The organism is Paenibacillus sp. JT22N12 (genome assembly GCF_056269365.1).
In genome coordinates this window covers 471,812-490,491 of the sequence record NZ_JBWDNU010000005.1, presented here as the reverse complement: position 1 = coordinate 490,491, position 18,680 = coordinate 471,812, and the positions used below count along the sequence as shown (strand labels likewise).

General features: G+C 51.4%; 16 protein-coding genes and 1 pseudogene. 13 read left to right on the top strand and 4 right to left on the bottom strand.

The genetic code is table 11. The features are described 5' to 3' along the window. Positions 1 to 3: 3 nt before the first annotated feature. The 3 genes from AC0YOA_RS21415 to AC0YOA_RS21405 all read right to left on the bottom strand — a co-directional run bounded on the left by AC0YOA_RS21415 (position 4) and on the right by AC0YOA_RS21405 (position 4,140). A complete protein-coding gene (locus tag AC0YOA_RS21415; protein WP_475788322.1) occupies positions 4 to 819 on the bottom strand; it encodes a sugar phosphate isomerase/epimerase family protein in 816 nt (271 codons plus the stop codon). Between the two features lie 49 nt (positions 820 to 868). After that, positions 869 to 2,182: an extracellular solute-binding protein gene (locus tag AC0YOA_RS21410; RefSeq protein ID WP_210038674.1), complete on the bottom strand. Its 1,314-nt coding sequence runs from the start codon at positions 2,180 to 2,182 to the stop codon at positions 869 to 871. 350 nt (positions 2,183 to 2,532) lie between these two features. Then, entirely contained in the window at positions 2,533 to 4,140 is a 1,608-nt protein-coding gene (locus AC0YOA_RS21405) for a gamma-glutamyltransferase family protein (RefSeq protein ID WP_475788321.1), read from the bottom strand. A 427-nt stretch (positions 4,141 to 4,567) separates the two neighbouring features. On the opposite strand from AC0YOA_RS21405, the gene AC0YOA_RS21400 reads away from it, so the two are divergent. The 3 genes from AC0YOA_RS21400 to AC0YOA_RS21390 all read left to right on the top strand — a co-directional run bounded on the left by AC0YOA_RS21400 (position 4,568) and on the right by AC0YOA_RS21390 (position 7,612). Further along, positions 4,568 to 5,248, top strand: a complete 681-nt coding sequence (locus AC0YOA_RS21400) for a response regulator transcription factor (RefSeq protein WP_475788320.1) — start codon at positions 4,568 to 4,570, stop codon at positions 5,246 to 5,248. Positions 5,249 to 5,388: 140 nt separating this feature from the next. Further along, the gene (locus AC0YOA_RS21395) at positions 5,389 to 7,002 is read left to right on the top strand and encodes a sensor histidine kinase (RefSeq protein WP_475788319.1); all 1,614 of its coding nucleotides are present in this window, start codon (positions 5,389 to 5,391) and stop codon (positions 7,000 to 7,002) included. Beyond that, positions 6,995 to 7,612: a hypothetical protein gene (locus AC0YOA_RS21390; protein ID WP_475788318.1), complete on the top strand. Its 618-nt coding sequence runs from the start codon at positions 6,995 to 6,997 to the stop codon at positions 7,610 to 7,612. The genes AC0YOA_RS21395 and AC0YOA_RS21390 overlap by 8 nt, the downstream gene beginning before the upstream one ends. A gap of 150 nt (positions 7,613 to 7,762) precedes the next feature. Here AC0YOA_RS21390 and AC0YOA_RS21385 read toward each other — a convergent pair whose 3' ends face one another. Continuing rightward, positions 7,763 to 8,539 carry an ArsR/SmtB family transcription factor gene (locus AC0YOA_RS21385; protein ID WP_475788317.1) on the bottom strand — a complete coding sequence of 259 codons (777 nt, stop codon included), beginning with the start codon at positions 8,537 to 8,539 and terminating at the stop codon, positions 7,763 to 7,765. Between the two features lie 199 nt (positions 8,540 to 8,738). Here AC0YOA_RS21385 and AC0YOA_RS21380 point away from each other — a divergent pair, with 199 nt between their 5' ends. From AC0YOA_RS21380 to AC0YOA_RS21335, 10 genes and pseudogenes are all read left to right on the top strand, one after another. Next, positions 8,739 to 10,016 carry a phytoene desaturase family protein gene (locus AC0YOA_RS21380; protein WP_475788316.1) on the top strand — a complete coding sequence of 426 codons (1,278 nt, stop codon included), beginning with the start codon at positions 8,739 to 8,741 and terminating at the stop codon, positions 10,014 to 10,016. Positions 10,017 to 10,219: 203 nt separating this feature from the next. Then, complete coding sequence (locus tag AC0YOA_RS21375) at positions 10,220 to 10,930, top strand: ABC transporter ATP-binding protein (protein WP_210038679.1); 711 nt, start codon at positions 10,220 to 10,222, stop codon at positions 10,928 to 10,930. Then, on the top strand, positions 10,927 to 12,285 hold the full coding sequence (locus tag AC0YOA_RS21370; protein ID WP_475788315.1) for an ABC transporter permease: 1,359 nt from the start codon (positions 10,927 to 10,929) through the stop codon (positions 12,283 to 12,285). Before AC0YOA_RS21375 ends, AC0YOA_RS21370 begins: the two co-directional genes overlap by 4 nt. Positions 12,286 to 12,314: 29 nt before the next feature. Beyond that, positions 12,315 to 13,394, top strand: a complete 1,080-nt coding sequence (locus AC0YOA_RS21365) for an efflux RND transporter periplasmic adaptor subunit (RefSeq protein ID WP_475788314.1) — start codon at positions 12,315 to 12,317, stop codon at positions 13,392 to 13,394. 167 nt (positions 13,395 to 13,561) lie between these two features. Continuing rightward, a complete protein-coding gene (locus AC0YOA_RS21360; protein ID WP_475788313.1) occupies positions 13,562 to 14,125 on the top strand; it encodes a TetR/AcrR family transcriptional regulator in 564 nt (187 codons plus the stop codon). Between the two features lie 226 nt (positions 14,126 to 14,351). Beyond that, positions 14,352 to 14,843: pseudogene (locus AC0YOA_RS21355) on the top strand (FtsX-like permease family protein); the annotation flags it as partial. A gap of 106 nt (positions 14,844 to 14,949) precedes the next feature. Then, positions 14,950 to 16,011, top strand: coding sequence for a bifunctional transcriptional activator/DNA repair enzyme AdaA (locus tag AC0YOA_RS21350; RefSeq protein WP_475788312.1), 1,062 nt, complete (start codon positions 14,950 to 14,952; stop codon positions 16,009 to 16,011). Continuing rightward, positions 16,008 to 17,456, top strand: coding sequence for an MFS transporter (locus AC0YOA_RS21345; protein ID WP_475788311.1), 1,449 nt, complete (start codon positions 16,008 to 16,010; stop codon positions 17,454 to 17,456). The genes AC0YOA_RS21350 and AC0YOA_RS21345 overlap by 4 nt, the downstream gene beginning before the upstream one ends. Positions 17,457 to 17,587: 131 nt before the next feature. After that, positions 17,588 to 18,241 carry a TetR/AcrR family transcriptional regulator gene (locus AC0YOA_RS21340; RefSeq protein WP_475788310.1) on the top strand — a complete coding sequence of 218 codons (654 nt, stop codon included), beginning with the start codon at positions 17,588 to 17,590 and terminating at the stop codon, positions 18,239 to 18,241. A gap of 27 nt (positions 18,242 to 18,268) precedes the next feature. Continuing rightward, positions 18,269 to 18,637 carry a DUF4180 domain-containing protein gene (locus tag AC0YOA_RS21335; RefSeq protein WP_475770240.1) on the top strand — a complete coding sequence of 123 codons (369 nt, stop codon included), beginning with the start codon at positions 18,269 to 18,271 and terminating at the stop codon, positions 18,635 to 18,637. Positions 18,638 to 18,680 lie beyond the last annotated feature (43 nt).

Below are 18,680 nucleotides of genomic sequence, written 5' to 3'. Positions count from 1 at the left end.
TGTTTACGCCTCCAATTTCTGCCCGGCAGTCCGGTTTACCGCCGCCAGCAGTCTTTTCATTGAGGCCAATGCCCATTCAATCTCGATGTACGGATCGGACGGGGCGTTATATTCGACCGCCCAATATCCTTCATATCCGCTGTCTGCCAGCGCCTTGACGGCATCTTCCGCTCCTGGGGAAGCAAGCGTCCGGGCATCCAGATGTACGTGGTTTACCCAAGGGGCAACAAGCCGGTTTCCCTGTTCACCGGTGTCATTCCATCGTCCGATGTGAAGCAGAATACCATATCCCGGGTGGTTTACAGCTTCAGCGATCCGCTTCATCCACCTGGGATCGAGCGATACGCCCGTATGATTCTCCGGGCCAACCGTAAACCCGTAATCGGCGGCTATCTGTGCATATTCCCGATAGCGTAGAACCGTATACACAAACTGCTCCTCCGTCATCTCGCCGGGTCCCCGGTTGGCATCGATCCGAACCGTCCGGGCTCCCAAGAGATGCGCAGCATGCAGATGCGCCAGCGCATTGCAGTGAAGCTGCTCCCTGACATCGGGATCCGGGTCCCACAAATGGGCCCGGTCCACGATCAGGTTGGCAACCGTCAGCTGCTTCTCGTCAAGCGATCGTTTGATTTTGCGGAGATGGTCATCGCTTGCGAGCTTCCAGAGCGGAACGCTGCGATCTGTGAAGAAAGCGTTCCACAGATCCACAGCTTCCAGCCTGTAGCGGTGCTTGACCGTCTCCAGATAGCCGAAGATGTCCATTTCGCCTTCGCTGAACAGCTGGTAGAAGGAGAATCCTCCAAGGGAAGCTTTCACTTGCCATTCCTCCATTCCCTGACCAGACGGGATATACGCTCCGCCCGAATTATTTGATCTTATCCATGGCCTCTTGCATATCCTGGGCGACCTGTTCCGGCGTTTTCTGCTTCATGGTGATGGCTTGAAGGTCGTTCTCGATCACATCCTTGATCGTTGCCGGCATTACGCTGTCGAACACAAGCGCATCGCCGTTCTTGGTCAGCTCGATCATTTCCTTCAAATATTTGCTCGTATCCGCAGGCATTTCCACCGTAGCCGGAACGACGATGCCTTTGCTCATCAGGTTCTGGTACAATTCAGGGGCGTAGAAGTACTGCAGGAATTTGAGCGCCGCATCTTTCTTCGCTCCGCTTAATTCTTTGCTCAGCCCGATACCGTATTGGACGACTCCGGCGCTTTTGCCTGCCGAGCCTTTGCCGCCTTCGATGGAAGGGAACAGCGCAATGCCGATGTTATCCGGGTTTTCCGTATTGCTGACGCGGAATTTGGTGTCGATCGTCGAGCTTGTCATCGTCATGGCGGATTTTTTCTGCAGGAAATAATCCTGCACCTGCACTTCGTCCATCGTGTTCACATCGGAATTGAAGGCTTCGGCCTTGTTCAGCTCATCGAGAATGCCCAGTGCCTTGACATAGTCGGGATCTGTGAATTTAGCCTCGCCCTGCTTGACCTTGGTGAGGAAATCGGTGCCGGCAACGCGGTCTCCGACAGCCGACATGAAAGTGGACTGCAGCGGCCATCTGTTCTTGTTGCCGATACCCATCGGCGTGACGCCTGACGCTTTCAGCTTCTTCACCAGGTCAAGGAAGTCGGCATAGGTCGTCGGAAATTCATTGTAGCCAACCTTCGCCAGCATATCTTTATGGTAGTAGATGATATCGACAAAGGTCATTTTCGTCGGAATGGCGTACTGCTTGCCATCTACGTTATAACCGGCCAATGCCTGAGCGGGAAGGACGTCTTTCCAGTTGTCCATGATTTCATCAATGGGCATCAGCACATCGGCGTCGATGTAAGGGTCCATATCGATGCCGGGAAACAGGATGAACATGTCGGGCATGCTGTTTCCGGCCGCTTCCGTGCGCAGCTTGGTACGGTACTGTGCGGAAGGGATATCCTGAGCTTCGATTGTGATGTTCGGATTCAGCTCCTGAAATTTCTTGATCCGCTCCTTGTACAACTCATTGTCCACATTGGGACTCGACCAGTTGTCCTCCATGGTGAGCGTAACCTTCTCATCGGATGCCGTCTGAGGCTGACCGTTCTCCGTGGCGGTGTTGTTGTTCCCGCAAGCTGTAATGACAATCAGTGCAACAGAAGCAACAGCAAGAAGCGATTTTCGAAAAAAACCTGTACCCATACACATTCCCCTCATCTTATGTTATTTTTGTTGACATTAACCTTACGGGAATATTATATAATGAGCTCATTTGCTCTTACTATCCCGGCGAATTATGATAACATCCAAATTTTTAATGCAGATACAGGACATGATACTTATTTTTCGGGTATATCGCGATTGGACAGCCGTCGGGTTGAAAATAATGAAAAGCCCTGCTATTGCGCATTTTGGCGGGAAGCAGGGCAGGGTACCACCGATTATACTGGGGGCAAAATGCTGTTGCCGCCAGAAGAAATATGCGGCCAGCCGCCCTTATGCAGGGCCCGCATTACGCACCGGGATGCTGCGCGGCGGGATAAAAGCCGGACTCACCACGCGGCCACTTCACCGTCCGCCCTTGGTTCCGTGCCGCCAGCCAATACACCGGTTGCGGAATCCCGCCAGATGATCTGTCCCCGTCCGAACATGCCCGAATCCAGTGCACGCTGCACCACATGTCCTCTTCTGGCCAGAGCCTGGGCGATGTGATCGGGGAACTGCGGTTCCACCTCGATTATCTTTTCTTTAATCCAGCGCCATCTCGGCGCATCCAGCGTTGCCTGGGGATTAAGATGAAAATCGATGGCGTTCATCACGACCTGCACATGCGCTTGCGGCTGGATCGATCCGCACATCACGCCGAAGGGGCCGACCGGCATTCCGTCCTTCGTGATAAATCCCGGAATTATCGTATGGTAGGTCTTCTTCCTGGGCGCAAGGGCGTTAGCGTGGTCAGGGTCCATAGAAAATCCGGCACCCCGGTTCTGCATGCAAATCCCTGTTCCGGGAATGACAATTCCGGAGCCGAAGTCGCCGGAATGGCTCTGGATGAACGAAACCATATTGCCCTCGCCATCCGCCGCTGCCAAATAAACCGTGCCTCCCTTAGGCGGCTCGCCGGCCAATGGAAGCAAAGCTTCCATCCCAATCAATGCTCTCCTCTGCTCGGCATAAGCCCCGGAGAGCAGCTCCTGGACAGTGACCTTCATGCTGCGGGGGTCCGTAATATATTTCAGACCGTCCGCATAAGCCAGCTTCACAGCCTCAATCTGCTTATGGTAGGTGGCTACCGTATCCTTCGCGTCAAAATCCATGCCTTTGAGAATATTTAGCGCGATTAGAGCGACGAGTCCTTGTCCGTTCGGAGGAATTTCCCAGATATCGTAGCCCCGATAATTTACGCTGATCGGATCTACCCACTCCGGTCTGTATTGGGCCAAATCCTCTTTGCTCAGGAATCCGCCATGCTTGCGGAAGAAAGCATCGATCTGTTCCGCCAGTTCTCCGCGATAGAACGATTCCGCCCGGGTCTCGGCAATCGAGCGCAGTGTACGGGCATGATCCGCTGAGCGCCAAATCTCGCCTGCACCGGGTGCGCGGCCGTCGGGCGCGAACGTGTCCATCCACGGCTCATGCACTTCATTGTTCAAGGCGCTGATATTGTCATAGCCCAGCTTCCAGTATTTCGCTATTGTCGGAGATACCGGGAAGCCGTTCTCCGCGTATTCGATCGCAGGCTTCAGCACTTCGCCGAGCGGAAGACGGCCGAACCGTTCCGACAAAGCGGCCCAGGCCGCCGGCGTTCCGGGAACGGTAACCGGCAGCATGCCGTAGGCCGGAATTTTGTCGTATCCGGCGGCTCGGACTTTATCGATTGAGATCGATTCGGGAGACGGGCCGCTGGCGTTCAAGCCGTGCAGCTTGCCGTCGATCCAGACGATGGCGAAGGAGTCGCCTCCGATGCTGTTGGAATTCGGCTCGACGACAGTCAGGCAGGCGGCCGCGGCGATGGCCGCATCCACCGCGTTGCCCCCCGCTTTAAGCATATCGAGACCCGCCTGTGCGGCAAGCGGCTGGGTCGTGGCGACCATTCCTTTTTTTGCGTAGGTTACCATCCTTCTGGAGGGGTAAGGATTCCATAAGGCGTCATAATTCATGCTGCATCTCTCCTCCTCTGCTGCTTCAATCAACTGAATAAGGTTCTTCAAGCTGATGTATGCGCTTTATTTTTTGTTCAAATGAACGACTTCAGCCCATTCTTCTTTACGTAAGGTTAATGTGTTTATTATAATCCGTGTCAATCAGAACCGATATCCTACGCAAATATGATAATATCCCAAAATATTAAACGGGTTTGAGGCCCATTCTTTTTTCGCTATATTGCTCCAAGCCTACACACGTTGTACACAGATGTCTTCTATACTTGGTCTTGACGTTACAAATGGAGGTGTGGTTCGCATGATGAAGAGGGCAGGAAGAATGCCGTGTCCGGTATAAGCTTGTGATAACATGACGGTATAAGAATGCATGCTGCAGCTTAAATTAAGATACACAAGATTGCAGGCAGATATGGAGTGTACAGCAATGAAACGAAGTATATTGTTAGTAGAAGATGATATGCTTATGCGTGAATTTATAACGGATTATTTTATAAAGGAACAATGGGAAGTGCATGAGGCGGAGAACGGAAGACTCGCGCTGGAAATTTTTGAACGGACCACCGTTGATCTGATTGTTCTGGACATCATGATGCCGGAAATGGACGGATGGTCGGTATGCCGGCGCATTCGCGAAAAATCGGACGTGCCGATCATCATGATCACGGCAAGGGCGGAGGACGATGATCAGGTTATGGGGTATGAGCTTGGCGCCGATGAATATGTGACGAAGCCCTTGAGTCCGAGGGTACTGGTAGCCCGCGCTACTGCATTAATGAAAAGAACCGAAGGAACGATCGGACGCGAAGGGGACATGCTGGTCTATGGGGATTTGTTGGTGAACAGAATGGCGCATACGGTATCTGTTGCGGGCAATACGATCAATCTGTCGCCGAAGGAGTACGATCTGCTCCTCTTTCTCACCAGGCACTATGGCAAGGTTCTGCCCCGTGAATATATTCTGGATTCGGTATGGGGTTACGATTACTTGGGGGATTTGCGCACAGTCGACACCCATATCAAAAAATTAAGAGCCAAGCTCGGAGACGAAGGCCGGTATATAGGCACCGTCATTCGCGCAGGCTATAAATTTGACATGGAAGCATGAGAAGGCGCGGCGTAGTCCTAAAACTTTTCATTATCACATCTGTTCTGATTTTAATTGTTTTTTCCCTGGTTATGCTGGCGGAAGGATTGTTTTTCGAGCGGTTTTACCGGTCGTCCAAGATCCATGCGTTAGAGAGGAATATGAATCAATTCGCGGAACAATTCGAACAGGCGGAAGCGGGCGGACAGCAGGTGTCGAGGCTGCTCGGCGCCTTTATGAACCATAATGATACCAGCACGGCAATCTTGAATGAGTGGTTTGAACGGACAGCTATCAATCCCTATTTTCTGAAGCTGCAAGTGGGCAGCAAGACGGTTACCATTCCTATCCCGCAGGATGGGATGACGATTAATTCCATCCCGCAAGGGATGCAAATCGGCGATACGCTGGTGGTGGACGGGATCTTCATGGATGAGGCGGATACCGTCATGCAGCCCGTGGTCATCCAGCAGAAGAATTCGGAGCTCGAACAGGGTTTGGTACGTGTGAAAGGGAGAATAACGGATTTGATGCTGCCCGAGCAGCGGTCGTACAACCCTCTCTATCAGGATTCCCTTATCGACGATTCGCTAGAGGACTGGAGAGAGCAGTCGGAACAATACCGTTCCCTGCTGCAGAATGGTTCCCCTGTTCAAGTGGAATGGACAGACGAATGGAGCGGCGTCAGTTACGCGGTTCTGATCTGGGGGCTGCCCGAGGGTAAGAGCGGGGATCGTTATTTATTCGTCATGACCTCGCTGCAGCCTGTCGGGGAAGCGGTCGAGACACTGAAGCAATATTTTATTTATATCGCACCTGTCATTCTAATCCTTGTAATCATTCTGTCCCTGATTTATTCCCGAATTGTCTCCCGTCCGTTAGTGATGCTGAGCCGCTCGGCGGCGCGTCTTGCGAAACTGGATTTTACCGCACAGCCTGAAATCCGCTCAAAGGATGAATTCGGGGATCTTTCGCGCGATATGACTGCGTTATCCCGGAATTTGGATGCAGCTCTGAAGGAGCTTACCCATGCGAATGAGAAGCTGCAGGAGGATATCGAAGACAAGGAGCGGTCCGAGCAGCTTCGCAAAGAGCTGATCGCGAACATCTCGCATGAGCTGAAGACGCCGCTCGGCATCGTTAAAGGATTTGCCGAGGGGCTGCAGGACGGAGTGGCAAGCGATAAAAGAGACCGTTATCTCACGCTCATCGTCAATGAAACGGATCGGATGAACGCTTTAATTCTGGATATGCTGGAGCTTTCCAAATTTGAAGTCAAGGCCGTTCGGCTGCAGCCGGGAAGCCTGTCGATGACAAGCCTTGTCCATAAGGCGGCTGATTCGTTTTCCGGGCAATTGGAGAGCAAGCGACTGAAGGTCAGGTTAAGCCAGGAGGATGGGGAAGTACCGTTAGTCACGGCAGACCCCAGACGAATCGAACAGGTAGTCATGAATTTATTGAGCAATGCCATTCGGCATGCGGTGGAGAACAGTGTCATTACAATTGACATCAGGCGGACTTCTCCGGGAAAGGTAACTACAGTTATCGAAAATACCGGACCGCCTATTGCAGAGGCGGATATGGGCCGGATATGGGATCACTTCTACCGGGCCGAGCGTTCCCGGGACCGTAAATCCGGAGGGACTGGTCTAGGACTTGCGATCGTCAAACATATTCTGGAGCTTCACGAAAGCGAGTATGGTGCGGTCAACACGAGTCAAGGCGTCGCATTTTCTTTTACATTAAATGAAAGCAGAGGAGAACACCATGAATAACAAGAAAATCAGCTATCTTATTACAGCTCTGATTGCGCTGGTTCTGATCAGCGCATGCGGTGCAAAATCAAACAACGGATTATCGGATACTGAAAACGCGCCCCCGGCTGAAACCAATCAAGGAAATACCGCCGGCCAGAACGGCGCTGCGGCGAATTCTCCAGACAATACCGCTGCTCAGGACGGCAATGCTGTGAGTTCCCCGGACAATGCCGCCTCTAATGAGGGCGCTGCGGCGAATTCCCCAAACAATGCCGCCGCTGATGGCAGTGCTGCGGATTCCGACAAGGAAATTTTAATTATTATCGATCAGACTCCCAAGCCGATTGAGGGAAACAGTTTCGATTTTGTAGTGAACAAGCTCCCGGAAGGGTACTCGCTGAGTCAAATTCAGTGGGTTTCCGAGAAGACCCAGATTACCAATACGATAGCGGAAGCCATTGAACACGGGCAAAACGGGGAAGACGGGTTCTACATCAGCGGAGACGGACAATTCTCCGGCTTCTTCTATCCGGATACGATGAAGGGCGAGGAAGGCGAGGTAAGCTTCCTGTTCAAGGATGATCAAGGCCAGGAGTTAACCTGGAAAAAGAAAATAACCTTGAATTAATGCCTCAGCAGAGGCTGCGAGCGATGAACGGGTTTGAAAAACAGAGCAGTCCCAATGGGCTTGCTCTGTTTTTTCTATGTTATTCCCGGCAAACCATCAACAGGTTATCGTCGGGGTCTTTGATGACGAACCAGTGATGCGTGCCCGCCATTAACTCCCTGACAGGGAGGTTCCGGTCTCCAGCAATGTCTTCATACCCGACAGAACAACAGGCAACCCGCCTTCAAGTATCCGGGAAGTATGGGGCGACAGCTCGAATTCGTCATGTGTGACGGTTACAAGTGTGACCCCTTCCATCTCGTCATGAGGCTTGATCTCCCATGTGAGGCAGGAGGGAATTTCCTCTGCAGTCTCGGCCAATGCGAGCAGCTGCCAGGACATGACAAGCCTGCGGGGAGGGTCATAGGCGATGATGGTTCCTTTTGCCTGAACCTGTCCTTCCGGGCTCAGAATCTCATAAGGAGAGTCGATTCCCCAGTCGGACCGGATAAAGCCATTATACCAATATCTGGATGTCATAGACGGGTCGGTAAGGGCTTGCCATACCTTTTCGGGAGTCGACCGGATGGCGATACGGTTAATGTGACGCGGCTTATGCTCCATAACAGGTTCACGCTCCAGTTCAGATTTCATGGCGGTTAGTTGCAAGGCCCAGGGCTCGGCATATTTGCTGACCCATCGTTCATAAATTTGTCTGATCGGCACGGGATTCAGATAATGCAATTTCTCTCTGCTGACCTTCCTTGTCGTAATAAGGCCTGCTTCCTCCAGCAGATTAAGATGCTTCATGACACCGAACCTTGACATGTCCAGATGCGTGCACAGCTCGCTTAATGTGCGTCCATCCGATTCCTGCAGCAGATCCAGCAGTGTGCGCCGACTCGGGTCGGCCAGCGCTTTAAATATATCGTTTTCCAGCCGACACACCCCCTGTAGATTTTTCGATCCGGAGCCGTTATCCGGAAAACCGCATATATTTCTTATCGTGGTGTTGACATGTTACTTGCTGGTAACATAATATAAAGGTGACTTTATGGTCACATTATATCATGCCCCGTTAAAAGCGACAACTCTTTGTGCTTGCTGCGCACGCGTAACGGGGTGATGAATCGGAGGTATTTAATTGATGAATCCGTACAGGAACAAATATGATGCCGCGGTAGTCGGCGGAGGGTTGGCAGGACTGACTGCTGCCGTTTTCCTGGCAAGAGCGGGCAAATCCGTTATCGTGCTGGAGAAAGCGGGCCGGACGGGAGGCCTTGCCCAAACGGTCAACAAGAACGGAGCGCTCTTTAATTTCGGTCCTCATGCCATGTACGAGGGAGGAGCGGCGCTGCGGATATTGGAGGAGCTCGGCTGCCGGCCGAAGACAGGTTATACGGCCGCAGGCAGGATGCTGGGAATTCTGAAGGGGGAGATTATGCAAATTCCGCAGCACTTTTCACCCGAAGAAAATGCGGAATGGACCCGGCTCACGGGCGGTCTGCGCCAAATCGATACCGCTTCGCTTCGCGGGATCAGCCTTCAGGAGTGGGTGGAAACCAATCTTCGCCACGAGCGTGTCCGGCTCCTGTTCAGTGCCATGTGCCGGCAGGCGGCGTTCTGCGGTGATCTGCATCTGCTAAGCGCGGGCTATGCCATAAGGCAGTCGCAGCTTGCATCGCAAGGCGTCAAGTATGTGGAAGGCGGCTGGCAGACCGTTGCGGATAAGCTGCGGGAGCTGGCCGTTCAAGCGGGTGCCGTGATCGCCACCGGGTGCAAAACGGAGCAAATTGCAGTCGGAAGCGGGAAAGTTCGCTCCATCGTGCTGTCAGATGGAACGCCGGTTGAAGTCTCCGCTGTTATTGCCGCCGTCGGTCCGGATGAAGTCTGCCGGATGGTTGAAGGGTCGGAGCGTATGTCGCTCGGATCCTGGAAGGCGCAGTCCCGTCCGATCTATGCCGCGTGTCTGGATGTGGCGCTGCGGCGTGTGCCGAGACCGGAGCATCTCTTCGCTGTCGGCATGGATCAGCCGCTCTATTATTCCAATCATTCGGCTTCGGTTAGATTAAGCGATAACGGCTCTTATGTCCTGCATCTCATGAAATACAAAAATACCCGCAGCGAGGCACAGCCGGGGGCCGACAAGAAGCAGTTGACCGGTCTTCTTGATCTGCTGCAGCCCGGATGGGAGGAGGAAATGGTCGCCTCCAGATACTTGCCCGGCCTTCTCGTAGCGCATGATGCGCGCACGATTCATCATAATGGAGAGGGGCCGGCGGCAAGTCCCACCGTTCCGGAAGTCCGCGGGCTGTTCGTCGCCGGCGACTGGGTCGGCAGGGATGAGCGGCTCGCCGATGCGGCAATGTCCAGCGCCAGGCTCGCCGCGCAGCAGGCGCTGAGCGGTATGAATGCAGCGATGTAACGTGCATGCGAAGGAGCGGATTCATTTTCATCATCAAAATAGACCAGCATCGCCAGGAAGACATCTGCCGCCGGATGTCTTTTTAATTTACCTTTCTGAAGAATTGTTTCCATATAAAGCTATTTGGAGCCGTTAATCGTATATATAGAGGATTTACCATTATATAGGGCGGCCCAATATAACAAAGGGAAGGATCGGAATGTATGCTGCGTGTTGAAAACTTGTCTCATTCTTTTAAGAACGGCGGCGAAATCACCCCGGTGCTTCAGCATATCAGCTTCGAAGTCAAGCAGGGCGAGATGATCGCGCTCCTGGGAAGCTCGGGCTCCGGCAAATCCACCCTGCTGAATTTGATGGCGGGTCTGATGAAGCCAACGGAAGGCACGATCCATATTGCCGGCCACAACATTGTAACCATGGGGGAGAACAAGCTGGCGGAGTTCCGGCGGGGGCATATCGGTTTTATTTTTCAGGCATATGAGCTGATTGCCAATCTGACGGTCCGCGAGAACGTGGAGCTGCCGCTTGTTTTTCAATCGATCCGCCCCTCCGTGCGCAAGCAGCGGGCGCTGGATCTGCTTGAGCAGGTGGGCATTCCGGAGAAGGCGGATATGTTTCCTTCGCAGCTGTCAGGCGGACAGCAGCAGCGCGTCAGTATTGCCCGTTCCCTGATTACGGAGCCCTCGGTCATCTTCGCAGATGAGCCTACGGGCAATCTGGATACCCGGACAGAGGAGGAAATTATCGCGATTCTGAAGCAGCTCAATGAAACGATGAAGACGACCTTTATTATCGTGACGCATGAACGGGAGGTTGCACAGCAAACGCAGCATATTATTGCGCTTCGGGACGGATTTCTCGTTACCGAGACGGATGCGGCCAGCACAGTGTGGGCAGGGGGGAACAGAAGTTGAGAATTCGCGACATTACGCGCTTGTCGTGGGATCAGGTCAAACGCCGGAAAGTGGTCACGGCGCTGTGCGCGGCGGGGATTTCCATCGGCTGCGCGGCCATTGTCGTCGCATTAAGCGTGGGCGAATCGGCACAGACCTATATCGAGCAGGAAATGAACAGCTTCTTCAAAATGGATGAGATTACGGTGACGGAAAACGGCGGCGTATCCTCTCCAGGCAGTCAGGAAACAGCGGATAAGCAGAGCCTGGAGCGGGGGAAGCTTACGGACCAGAAGCTGGAAATTATCCGGAAGATCCCGCATGTGAAAGCCGCGGCGCCATTCCAGCAGCTGAACAGCTTTCAAATGCAAACGGTGGATAGCCGCAATTCCTATATTGAAATCATCGGGACGGATCTGAATTTGCTTCCGGAATTCGATAAACCGCTCATGCAGGGCGCTCCTTCCGATCTGCAGGGGACCGTTATCCTCAGTTACGGCGCGACACTCGGACTCGTCGACGAAGCCGCGCGGCAGAGCGTGCTGGAGCAGATGCAGAAGAATCCCTACGACAGCAAGCTGACGGAGCAATACAATAAATTGAACCAGACGCCCTCCCCGCTTTATCAAAGGCAGGTCCAGTTCCGCAATCTTCAGGAGCCGGGGAAAACAACGGTCAGCTCGCCTTTCCGTGTGGCAGGGGTCTTGAAGAAAGCAAGCGGGGTGAGCGAGGAATCCGCCTCCTATGACAAGAAGGCCTACATATCGCTGGAAACCGCGCAGATGCTCATGCAGGAATTATTTCCCGGCCAAAGTCAGCTTGCGCAGGCAAATGTCTATAATTCCATTCTCGTCAAAGTGGACGATCAGGCGTATACCGAGCAGGTTGAAAAACAAATCCAGAAGCTCACCCTGTCAACACAAACCAATTTGCAGCAGAAAGAGCGGATCGCCCAACAGTTCAGCATCATCAAGGGCGTCGCATTGGGCGGCGGCGTGTTTATTCTCATTATCGCCTCTATCTCGATCGTGGTGGCCATGACGATGTCGACCTATCAAAGGCGGAGGCAGATCGGCATTATGAAGGTGCTTGGCGCGAATTTGGGACAAATCCGCAATATGTTTATCGTGGAGGCGGCCCTGCTGGGATTTCTCGGAGGCCTGCTGGGTGTATTGTTCTCCTACTGGATTGTATGGGGGATCAACGGCATCATTAATGCGGTTGCTCCCGAGCAGGAGCAGGTCATTATTTTCATCCCGCTGACGACCATTCCCATTGGCATGCTGTTTGCCATTATGACAGGCGTATTATCCGGCATTTATCCGGCGATCAGCGCGTCGCGCACAGATGCCCTGACCGCCATCCGGCGAGATTAGCTGTATATGAAGGGAGAAGAGAAGCACGCATGAAGAAAAAAATAAAATGGCTGATTATCGGGATCATTCTCATTGGCATCAGCTACGCACTCTATACCGTATCCAAGCCAGCGCCCAGAATCGAAGAAATGGCGGACAAGCAGGCCATCACCTTCAAGGTAAGTACGGAAACGCTCGTCAATACGGTTGAAGTCAAAGGGAAATCGATGTATGAGCAGGAGACGTTTGTCTATGCTCCTTTTGGCTCCAGGGTTACGGAGTGGAATGTGGAGGACGGTCAGCAGGTGAAGCAGGGGGATGTCCTCTTTCAATTGGACCAGACACAGCTGCAGAACGAGATCGAGCAGCAGGAAGCGGAAATACATAAATCGAAGCTCGAATCTGAGCTTAACACCTACATGGACAAGCTGGACCAGGAGGCGGTAGCGCTTGGCGACGAAACGGCCAGGGCACGGGAGCTTGCAGCCAAGGAGGTCGCCAGACTGAACCAGGAGCTAAGCGAGGTGACGAGCGGAATCAAGCTCAAGGAGCTTGCGCAGCAGAAGGCCAAGCTGAGCGAGGCCAAGTACCGCTCTCCCGCCTCGGGTATTTTTCTGTATGACAGCGCCAGCGCTCATCCGCAGATGGTAACCGATAATCAATATGTGGGCAAAATCGTGGATCTGAACAAGCTTCAGCTGATTGCGCTCGTTGGCGAGCAGGATATCTTCAGCATCAAGCCGGGAATGCCAGTTGTCGTCAGAATGACAGCCAAGAAGGAGCTGAAGCTCTCGGGCAGCGTATTGAAGGTATCCAAATTCGCCAAGACCGGGACGGATCAGAACAATATCGACCAGGCCGCCCAGTTCGAGGTGGTGATTGCGCTTGAGCCCAGCGAGTATCTGATTGCGGGCCTCAGCCTGAACGGTGAAATTGAAATCACGCGCAAGGAAAAGGTCACTGTCGTGCCGACCATTGCGGTCATGCGTGAGCAGGATGCCTACTATGTAATGCTGGACAAGGGAAATGGCATGTACGAGCGCAAGGATATCAAGATCGGCATGGAAACACCGGAGAATACGGAGGTGCTGGAAGGCTTGAAGGTTGGCGATACCGTTGTCCTGAATTAACACAGCTTGCAGGGGAAATGCAGCAGTCAGGACGGCAGGATTACCCAGGCTTTCCGTTCCGGGGAGTAAAGGGTAAACGGGTCGGATAAGACTGACAACAGGCGGGAGAACTCATAGACTTGACATCGCTCCCGGGCGACACTAAAGTGGAGTTTAATGAGGTGTGTATGATGAGCAAACGCCAGGATATTATGAAAGCTACGCTGGATCTGATCGATGAAGAAGGGCTGCAGTCCGTCACCTTCGCCAAAATATTGAAGAAGGCCAATGTAGGCTCAGGCACCGTCTTCAACTATTTTGGCAGCAAGGAAGAATTGGTCAATGAAGTATATAAAGAAGCGCGATTGCATATGGGCAACTGCCTTCTGGCCGGTTACGATCCGGAGCTGAGTCTGTATGAGAGGTTCAAATGCCTCCAGTTGAACAGGCTTCGCTTCGGGATCGATTTCCCCAAGGAATTTCTGTTTATCGACAACTATTCGTATTCGCCCTATATCTCGGCAGATCTGCGCAATATGGACGATGCCGGCTCTTCGCGGGCCGTACAGGATGTCATCGTCGAAGGGCAGAAGCAGGGGGTCATCAAGGAGATGGCTCCCCATATGTGCCACCAGCTCATCCACGGCATTATTTCCGCCATCGTCAAGGGTTATCTGGTGGAGAAATATCCGCTGACGGAGCTTGAGGCGCAGCAGACGCTGGAGGCGTCGTGGAAGGCGATTAGGGTGTAGATGGAAAGTGTGGCCGGATGTGCAGGGCAATCGAGCAGGTCCGGTCAGAGCGGCAGAGTGCTGGCGCGTGTAAGAAGAATGGATCTGGGCTGCAGCTCAGCTGGGAGTGCGCTTCGCTGGCAGCGATCGATATCCCCCTAAGGCTTCACCAAACAAAAACCTTGTAGCACCGGGATTTCCCGGTGCTTTTTGATTTTTTGAAGGGTGTTAATCTGCCAAGAATCGCGAAAATGACAATAGGATACCATTAGAAAATAACGGCGTGCTAGTACCCAAGTCTTACGCCGACAAATAAATCAAAATAAAGTTCACAGCACCGGAGCTTGAAAATAAATCTGTAGATATGAAGGTTTTAAAAATAGCTACACAGTATTCGAATCCGTCATTTTATTCCACACATTTATGTAAGAAATCGTGAGCTTGCAACACTTAAGGTATTAGGCTATCAAAAAAATAAAATAAATAAACTTATATTTTTTGAAAACATCATATTAACCCTGTTTGCGGTAATTGCAGCCTTACCGATAAGCGACTATGTTTTTACATTTATTATCAAGGCGCTGTCCAGTATCCATCAACAAATCCCGAATCAATTAAGTATTATTACCATATTGATAGCTGTTGTTCTTTCATTCTGCTAACCATGTTGTCTAACTTACTGCTTAGGAGGAAAGTATCCAAAATAAATATGATTGAATCATTAAAAAGTATTGAATAAGATAATCAATGCCCGATTTTCGGCGGAACTATTTTTCGGAAACGATATAATCATAATTGTAAAGAAATCAACCAAATCAAAACTGCATGAAAAAAGGAGGAGCAGCATGCTGCCGGCCGACAGGAAACGCGAATATTACCAGGCGTTAATCGATAAAAAATCCGAGTACGAAGGCATTTTCTTTGTAGGAGTCAAGACAACCGGCGTATTCTGCCGACCTACATGTCCGGCAAGAAAACCCAAATATGAAAACTGTGAATTTTATGAGACGGCCAAGGAAGCCCTGTTGGCATCATTCCGCCCCTGCCAGCGCTGCCGTCCGCTGTCTCATCCGGGTCATGTCTCAGAGTTGGTTAGCAAGCTAGTCAGGGCAGTGGAAGAAAATCCGGAACATCGCTGGACGGAAGAAGACTTTCGCAAATTATCCGTGGATGCTTCAACTGCGCGGCGCCAATTCAAGAAGAGGTTCGGAATGACTTTTGTTGAGTATGCAAGAGCTCGGCGAATGGGAATGGCCTTGAAGCATATCCGGGCAGGCAGTGCAGTCATCGAAGCACAGTTGTCCGTAGGGTATGAATCTGGCAGCGGCTTTAGGGATGCGTTCTCGCGCATTATGGGCGCAGTACCTGCTCAATTAGGCGATCAAAAGATTTTGAAAGCATCATGGTTGGATACGCGGCTTGGTCCGATGATCGCAATAGCTGACGAACAAGCACTATATTTGCTTGAATTCATGGATCGCAGAGGATTGGAGCGCGAGATAGAACGCCTAAGGAGGATGACAAAATCAGCGATTATTCCGGGCAGTACACCGCCGATCAATTCAATCGAAAGGGAGCTCAGGGATTATTTCGAAGGCAATTTAACAGATTTCAATACGCCGGTAAAACTGCTGGGATCGCCTTTTCAAATGAAGGTGTGGGGACAGCTGCAGAAAATTCCTCCGGGTCGCACAACATCATATGCCGACATTGCCGCGGCGATTGGAAAGCCAAGTGCTTATCGAGCCGTAGCCCAAGCAAATGGAGCCAACCAGGTGGCGATAGTGATTCCTTGTCACCGTGTTATCAACTTGAACGGCGAATTGGGTGGTTATGGGGGAGGTATATCTCGAAAACAATGGCTGCTTAACCACGAGATGAATGGGAGAGTAATGGAAATAAAATGATGAACAACAAGCAGTCGGGTAAATGGTCCATTTTATTAGTTGTCACACTTGTGTCATTTATTACAAATCTAGACGCTACGATTGTGGTCAACGGTCTGCCTCCGCTCATGGAGGATTTGCAGCTTTCGATTGGGACAGGGAAGTGGACGATTACCTCGTTTTACATAACGAGTACAGTATTCCTCCTTCCTTCCGGCCGATGGTCTGATATGTTCGGAACCAAACGCATTTTTCTATGGGGGATCACTTTGTTCTCGTTAGCAACTGCTTTATGCGGTATGGCAGACTCCGGCGCAGTTCTGATCGCGGCCCGCCTTCTTCAAGGTACCGGAGCTGCTATGGCGATGGCGGCCTCCACTCCGATCTTGATACGATCATTTCCGCCTAATGAACTTGGGGTCGCTCTTGGCATTAACAACATCGCATGGGTGACGGGCTCACTCATCGGTCCTGTTGCCGGGGGGCTGCTAATTGGCGAATTTGGATGGCGTTCCATGTTCTACTCGGTCGTACCGATCGGTATCGTTGGTTTGGTCGCCGGTATTCTAATTTTAAAGGACGATAAGTTGAGCGTAAAAACGAAGCCTGACTGGCCAGGCGTGTTGACGTACGGAACAGGTTTAACCCTAATCCTCATCGTCTTGTCTGAGGGCCAAACCTGGGGATGGGCCTCGGGAAGAACGTTCGGACTACTCGCAGCAGCGCTGATTCTATGGGTTGCCTTCGTTATTATTGAGAAGAGGGTTCAGCATCCTTTGTTTGATCTGGGTCTTCTCGCACATAGGGATTACTCGATCGGGCTCGGAATTACCATGAACTATTGTATCGGTTATTTTGCCGTCACCATTCTGCTCACGCTGTATTTGCAAGGGGGACTAAATCTCAGTCCATTGGAGTCGGGGTTATTGTTGATTCCGCTATCAGTACCCCAGCTTTTCACTGCTCTATTCGGAGGTAGGCTTGCCGATCGCGTTGGCCCCGCAAGAATGATTTTGCTTGGATCGTTTCTGATCGGTCTCGCGCTCCTGATGCTTGGGCAGCTCGGCCCTGAGCTTTCGAATATAGCTGTCATTGCTCCGCTATTGATCATTTCCGCAGCTACCGGGCTTTCCTGGCCATCGCTTGCAAAGGCCGTATTGTCTGCTGCTCCGCAAGAACAAGCGGGTTCAGCATCAGGTATGTTTTGGACCGTATACAACATGTGCCGGGCTATCAGCCAAGCGCTCGCGTTTGCTGTTGTTCAGTTGGTCGCCAAGACCGATGCTGCATCCCGGCTGTTATCTGGGACAGATGGTTCTGGGCTGAATCAGTCGAAAGAGGCTTTGATCCGAGCTTCTAACATCGGTTTCCGATTCTTCGCGCTGTTTCTGGCACTTGCAGTCGTGCTTGGGCTATTATTACTGCGACCGCAGCGTAAGGCCACAAAAGTGAATCAGCAAGCATAAAGTAGCATAAAGCCCAAACGTCGCAGCAGCAACCTGTTTTGCGCTGCTCATTGACAACAGGGTCTATCATTATGTACAATTTATTTATTCTGACCATTCAGTATAAATAAAATATTGGATAAGGTGAAATCATGCCCAAATTAGGAATGGAACCAAAGCGCCGAGCAGATGTCATAAACGCCACGTTAACCTGCATTAGCATTTACGGAATCGATGGCATGACTCTGGATAAGGTTGCCGAGTATGCGGACTGCTCGAAGGGTGTTGTCACTTATTATTTTAAGAATAAGGATAATCTGACGATCGAAGCCTTCCAATCGTTCTTGGCCTTTTATGGGCTGAAGATAGAATCAGAAATTGAAAACACCATGACAGCCGGGGAAATGATTGACGTTACGCTGAAACATATACTGCCGCCATACCGTGATGACAAGGAGAAGAAGATTAATGTTTCGCGGCTTGATGGAATTGACAAGATGTTTATCCCGTATGAAGATCAAGGAAGGCTCTTTCTGCAATTTTTCTCAAAAGCCGTGTTGGATCGCAATTTGCAGGAAGTCGCATCCAAGAGCTATCGGGCCGATTTCGATGGCATAGCAAAGATTTTTGATTACGGAAACAAGATGGGGCATATGTCTGTAGAAAATTCCCAAAACGCTGCGTATGGGCTGCTGGCGATGGCAGTAGGTCTAAGCTTCTTTCGAGTAGCGGACATTCCGCCTGTCAATGGCGAAGATAATCGAGCCATCGGCGAGGATTATGTGAGAAGGCTCACCAATGTTTGAGTATATTTCTATATCAGGAGGATGTTTATGAATATAACGAAGGTAGAAACAGGTGCGGGAACTATTGCCGTCGTGAGCAGCAGCGAGATCGTAATAGAAGATGTACAGTCAGCATTGGATTTAATGGCAACCGTACAATATGAAGCAGGCACTGATCGTATCGTTATAAACAAATCCCTGTTAAACGAAAGCTTTTTCGATTTGAAAACGCGCCTTGCAGGTGAAATACTTCAGAAGTTCATCAATTATCGGGTGAAGTTTGCCATTATTGGAGATTTTTCCGGTTATTCAAGTCAAAGCCTTAAGGATTTCATCTATGAATGCAACAACGGCAACGATTTCTTTTTCCTGCCGACCGAGCAGCAAGCGATTGAAAAGTTAAGCAAGTTGAGGTAGGCAGATGGGACAGGAGGAAGACAGGTGTCAAACGCGCGGCGTA

Coding starts and splice junctions, on each gene's coding strand:
- AC0YOA_RS21340 (WP_475788310.1), top strand. CDS start 17,588: ATGCCCAAATTAGGAATGGAACCAAAGCGCCGAGCAGATGTCATAAAC.
- AC0YOA_RS21410 (WP_210038674.1), bottom strand. CDS start 2,182: ATGGGTACAGGTTTTTTTCGAAAATCGCTTCTTGCTGTTGCTTCTGTT.
- AC0YOA_RS21390 (WP_475788318.1), top strand. CDS start 6,995: ATGAATAACAAGAAAATCAGCTATCTTATTACAGCTCTGATTGCGCTG.
- AC0YOA_RS21380 (WP_475788316.1), top strand. CDS start 8,739: ATGAATCCGTACAGGAACAAATATGATGCCGCGGTAGTCGGCGGAGGG.
- AC0YOA_RS21350 (WP_475788312.1), top strand. CDS start 14,950: ATGCTGCCGGCCGACAGGAAACGCGAATATTACCAGGCGTTAATCGAT.
- AC0YOA_RS21375 (WP_210038679.1), top strand. CDS start 10,220: ATGCTGCGTGTTGAAAACTTGTCTCATTCTTTTAAGAACGGCGGCGAA.
- AC0YOA_RS21345 (WP_475788311.1), top strand. CDS start 16,008: ATGATGAACAACAAGCAGTCGGGTAAATGGTCCATTTTATTAGTTGTC.
- AC0YOA_RS21365 (WP_475788314.1), top strand. CDS start 12,315: ATGAAGAAAAAAATAAAATGGCTGATTATCGGGATCATTCTCATTGGC.
- AC0YOA_RS21395 (WP_475788319.1), top strand. CDS start 5,389: ATGAATCAATTCGCGGAACAATTCGAACAGGCGGAAGCGGGCGGACAG.
- AC0YOA_RS21405 (WP_475788321.1), bottom strand. CDS start 4,140: ATGAATTATGACGCCTTATGGAATCCTTACCCCTCCAGAAGGATGGTA.
- AC0YOA_RS21360 (WP_475788313.1), top strand. CDS start 13,562: ATGATGAGCAAACGCCAGGATATTATGAAAGCTACGCTGGATCTGATC.
- AC0YOA_RS21335 (WP_475770240.1), top strand. CDS start 18,269: ATGAATATAACGAAGGTAGAAACAGGTGCGGGAACTATTGCCGTCGTG.
- AC0YOA_RS21400 (WP_475788320.1), top strand. CDS start 4,568: ATGAAACGAAGTATATTGTTAGTAGAAGATGATATGCTTATGCGTGAA.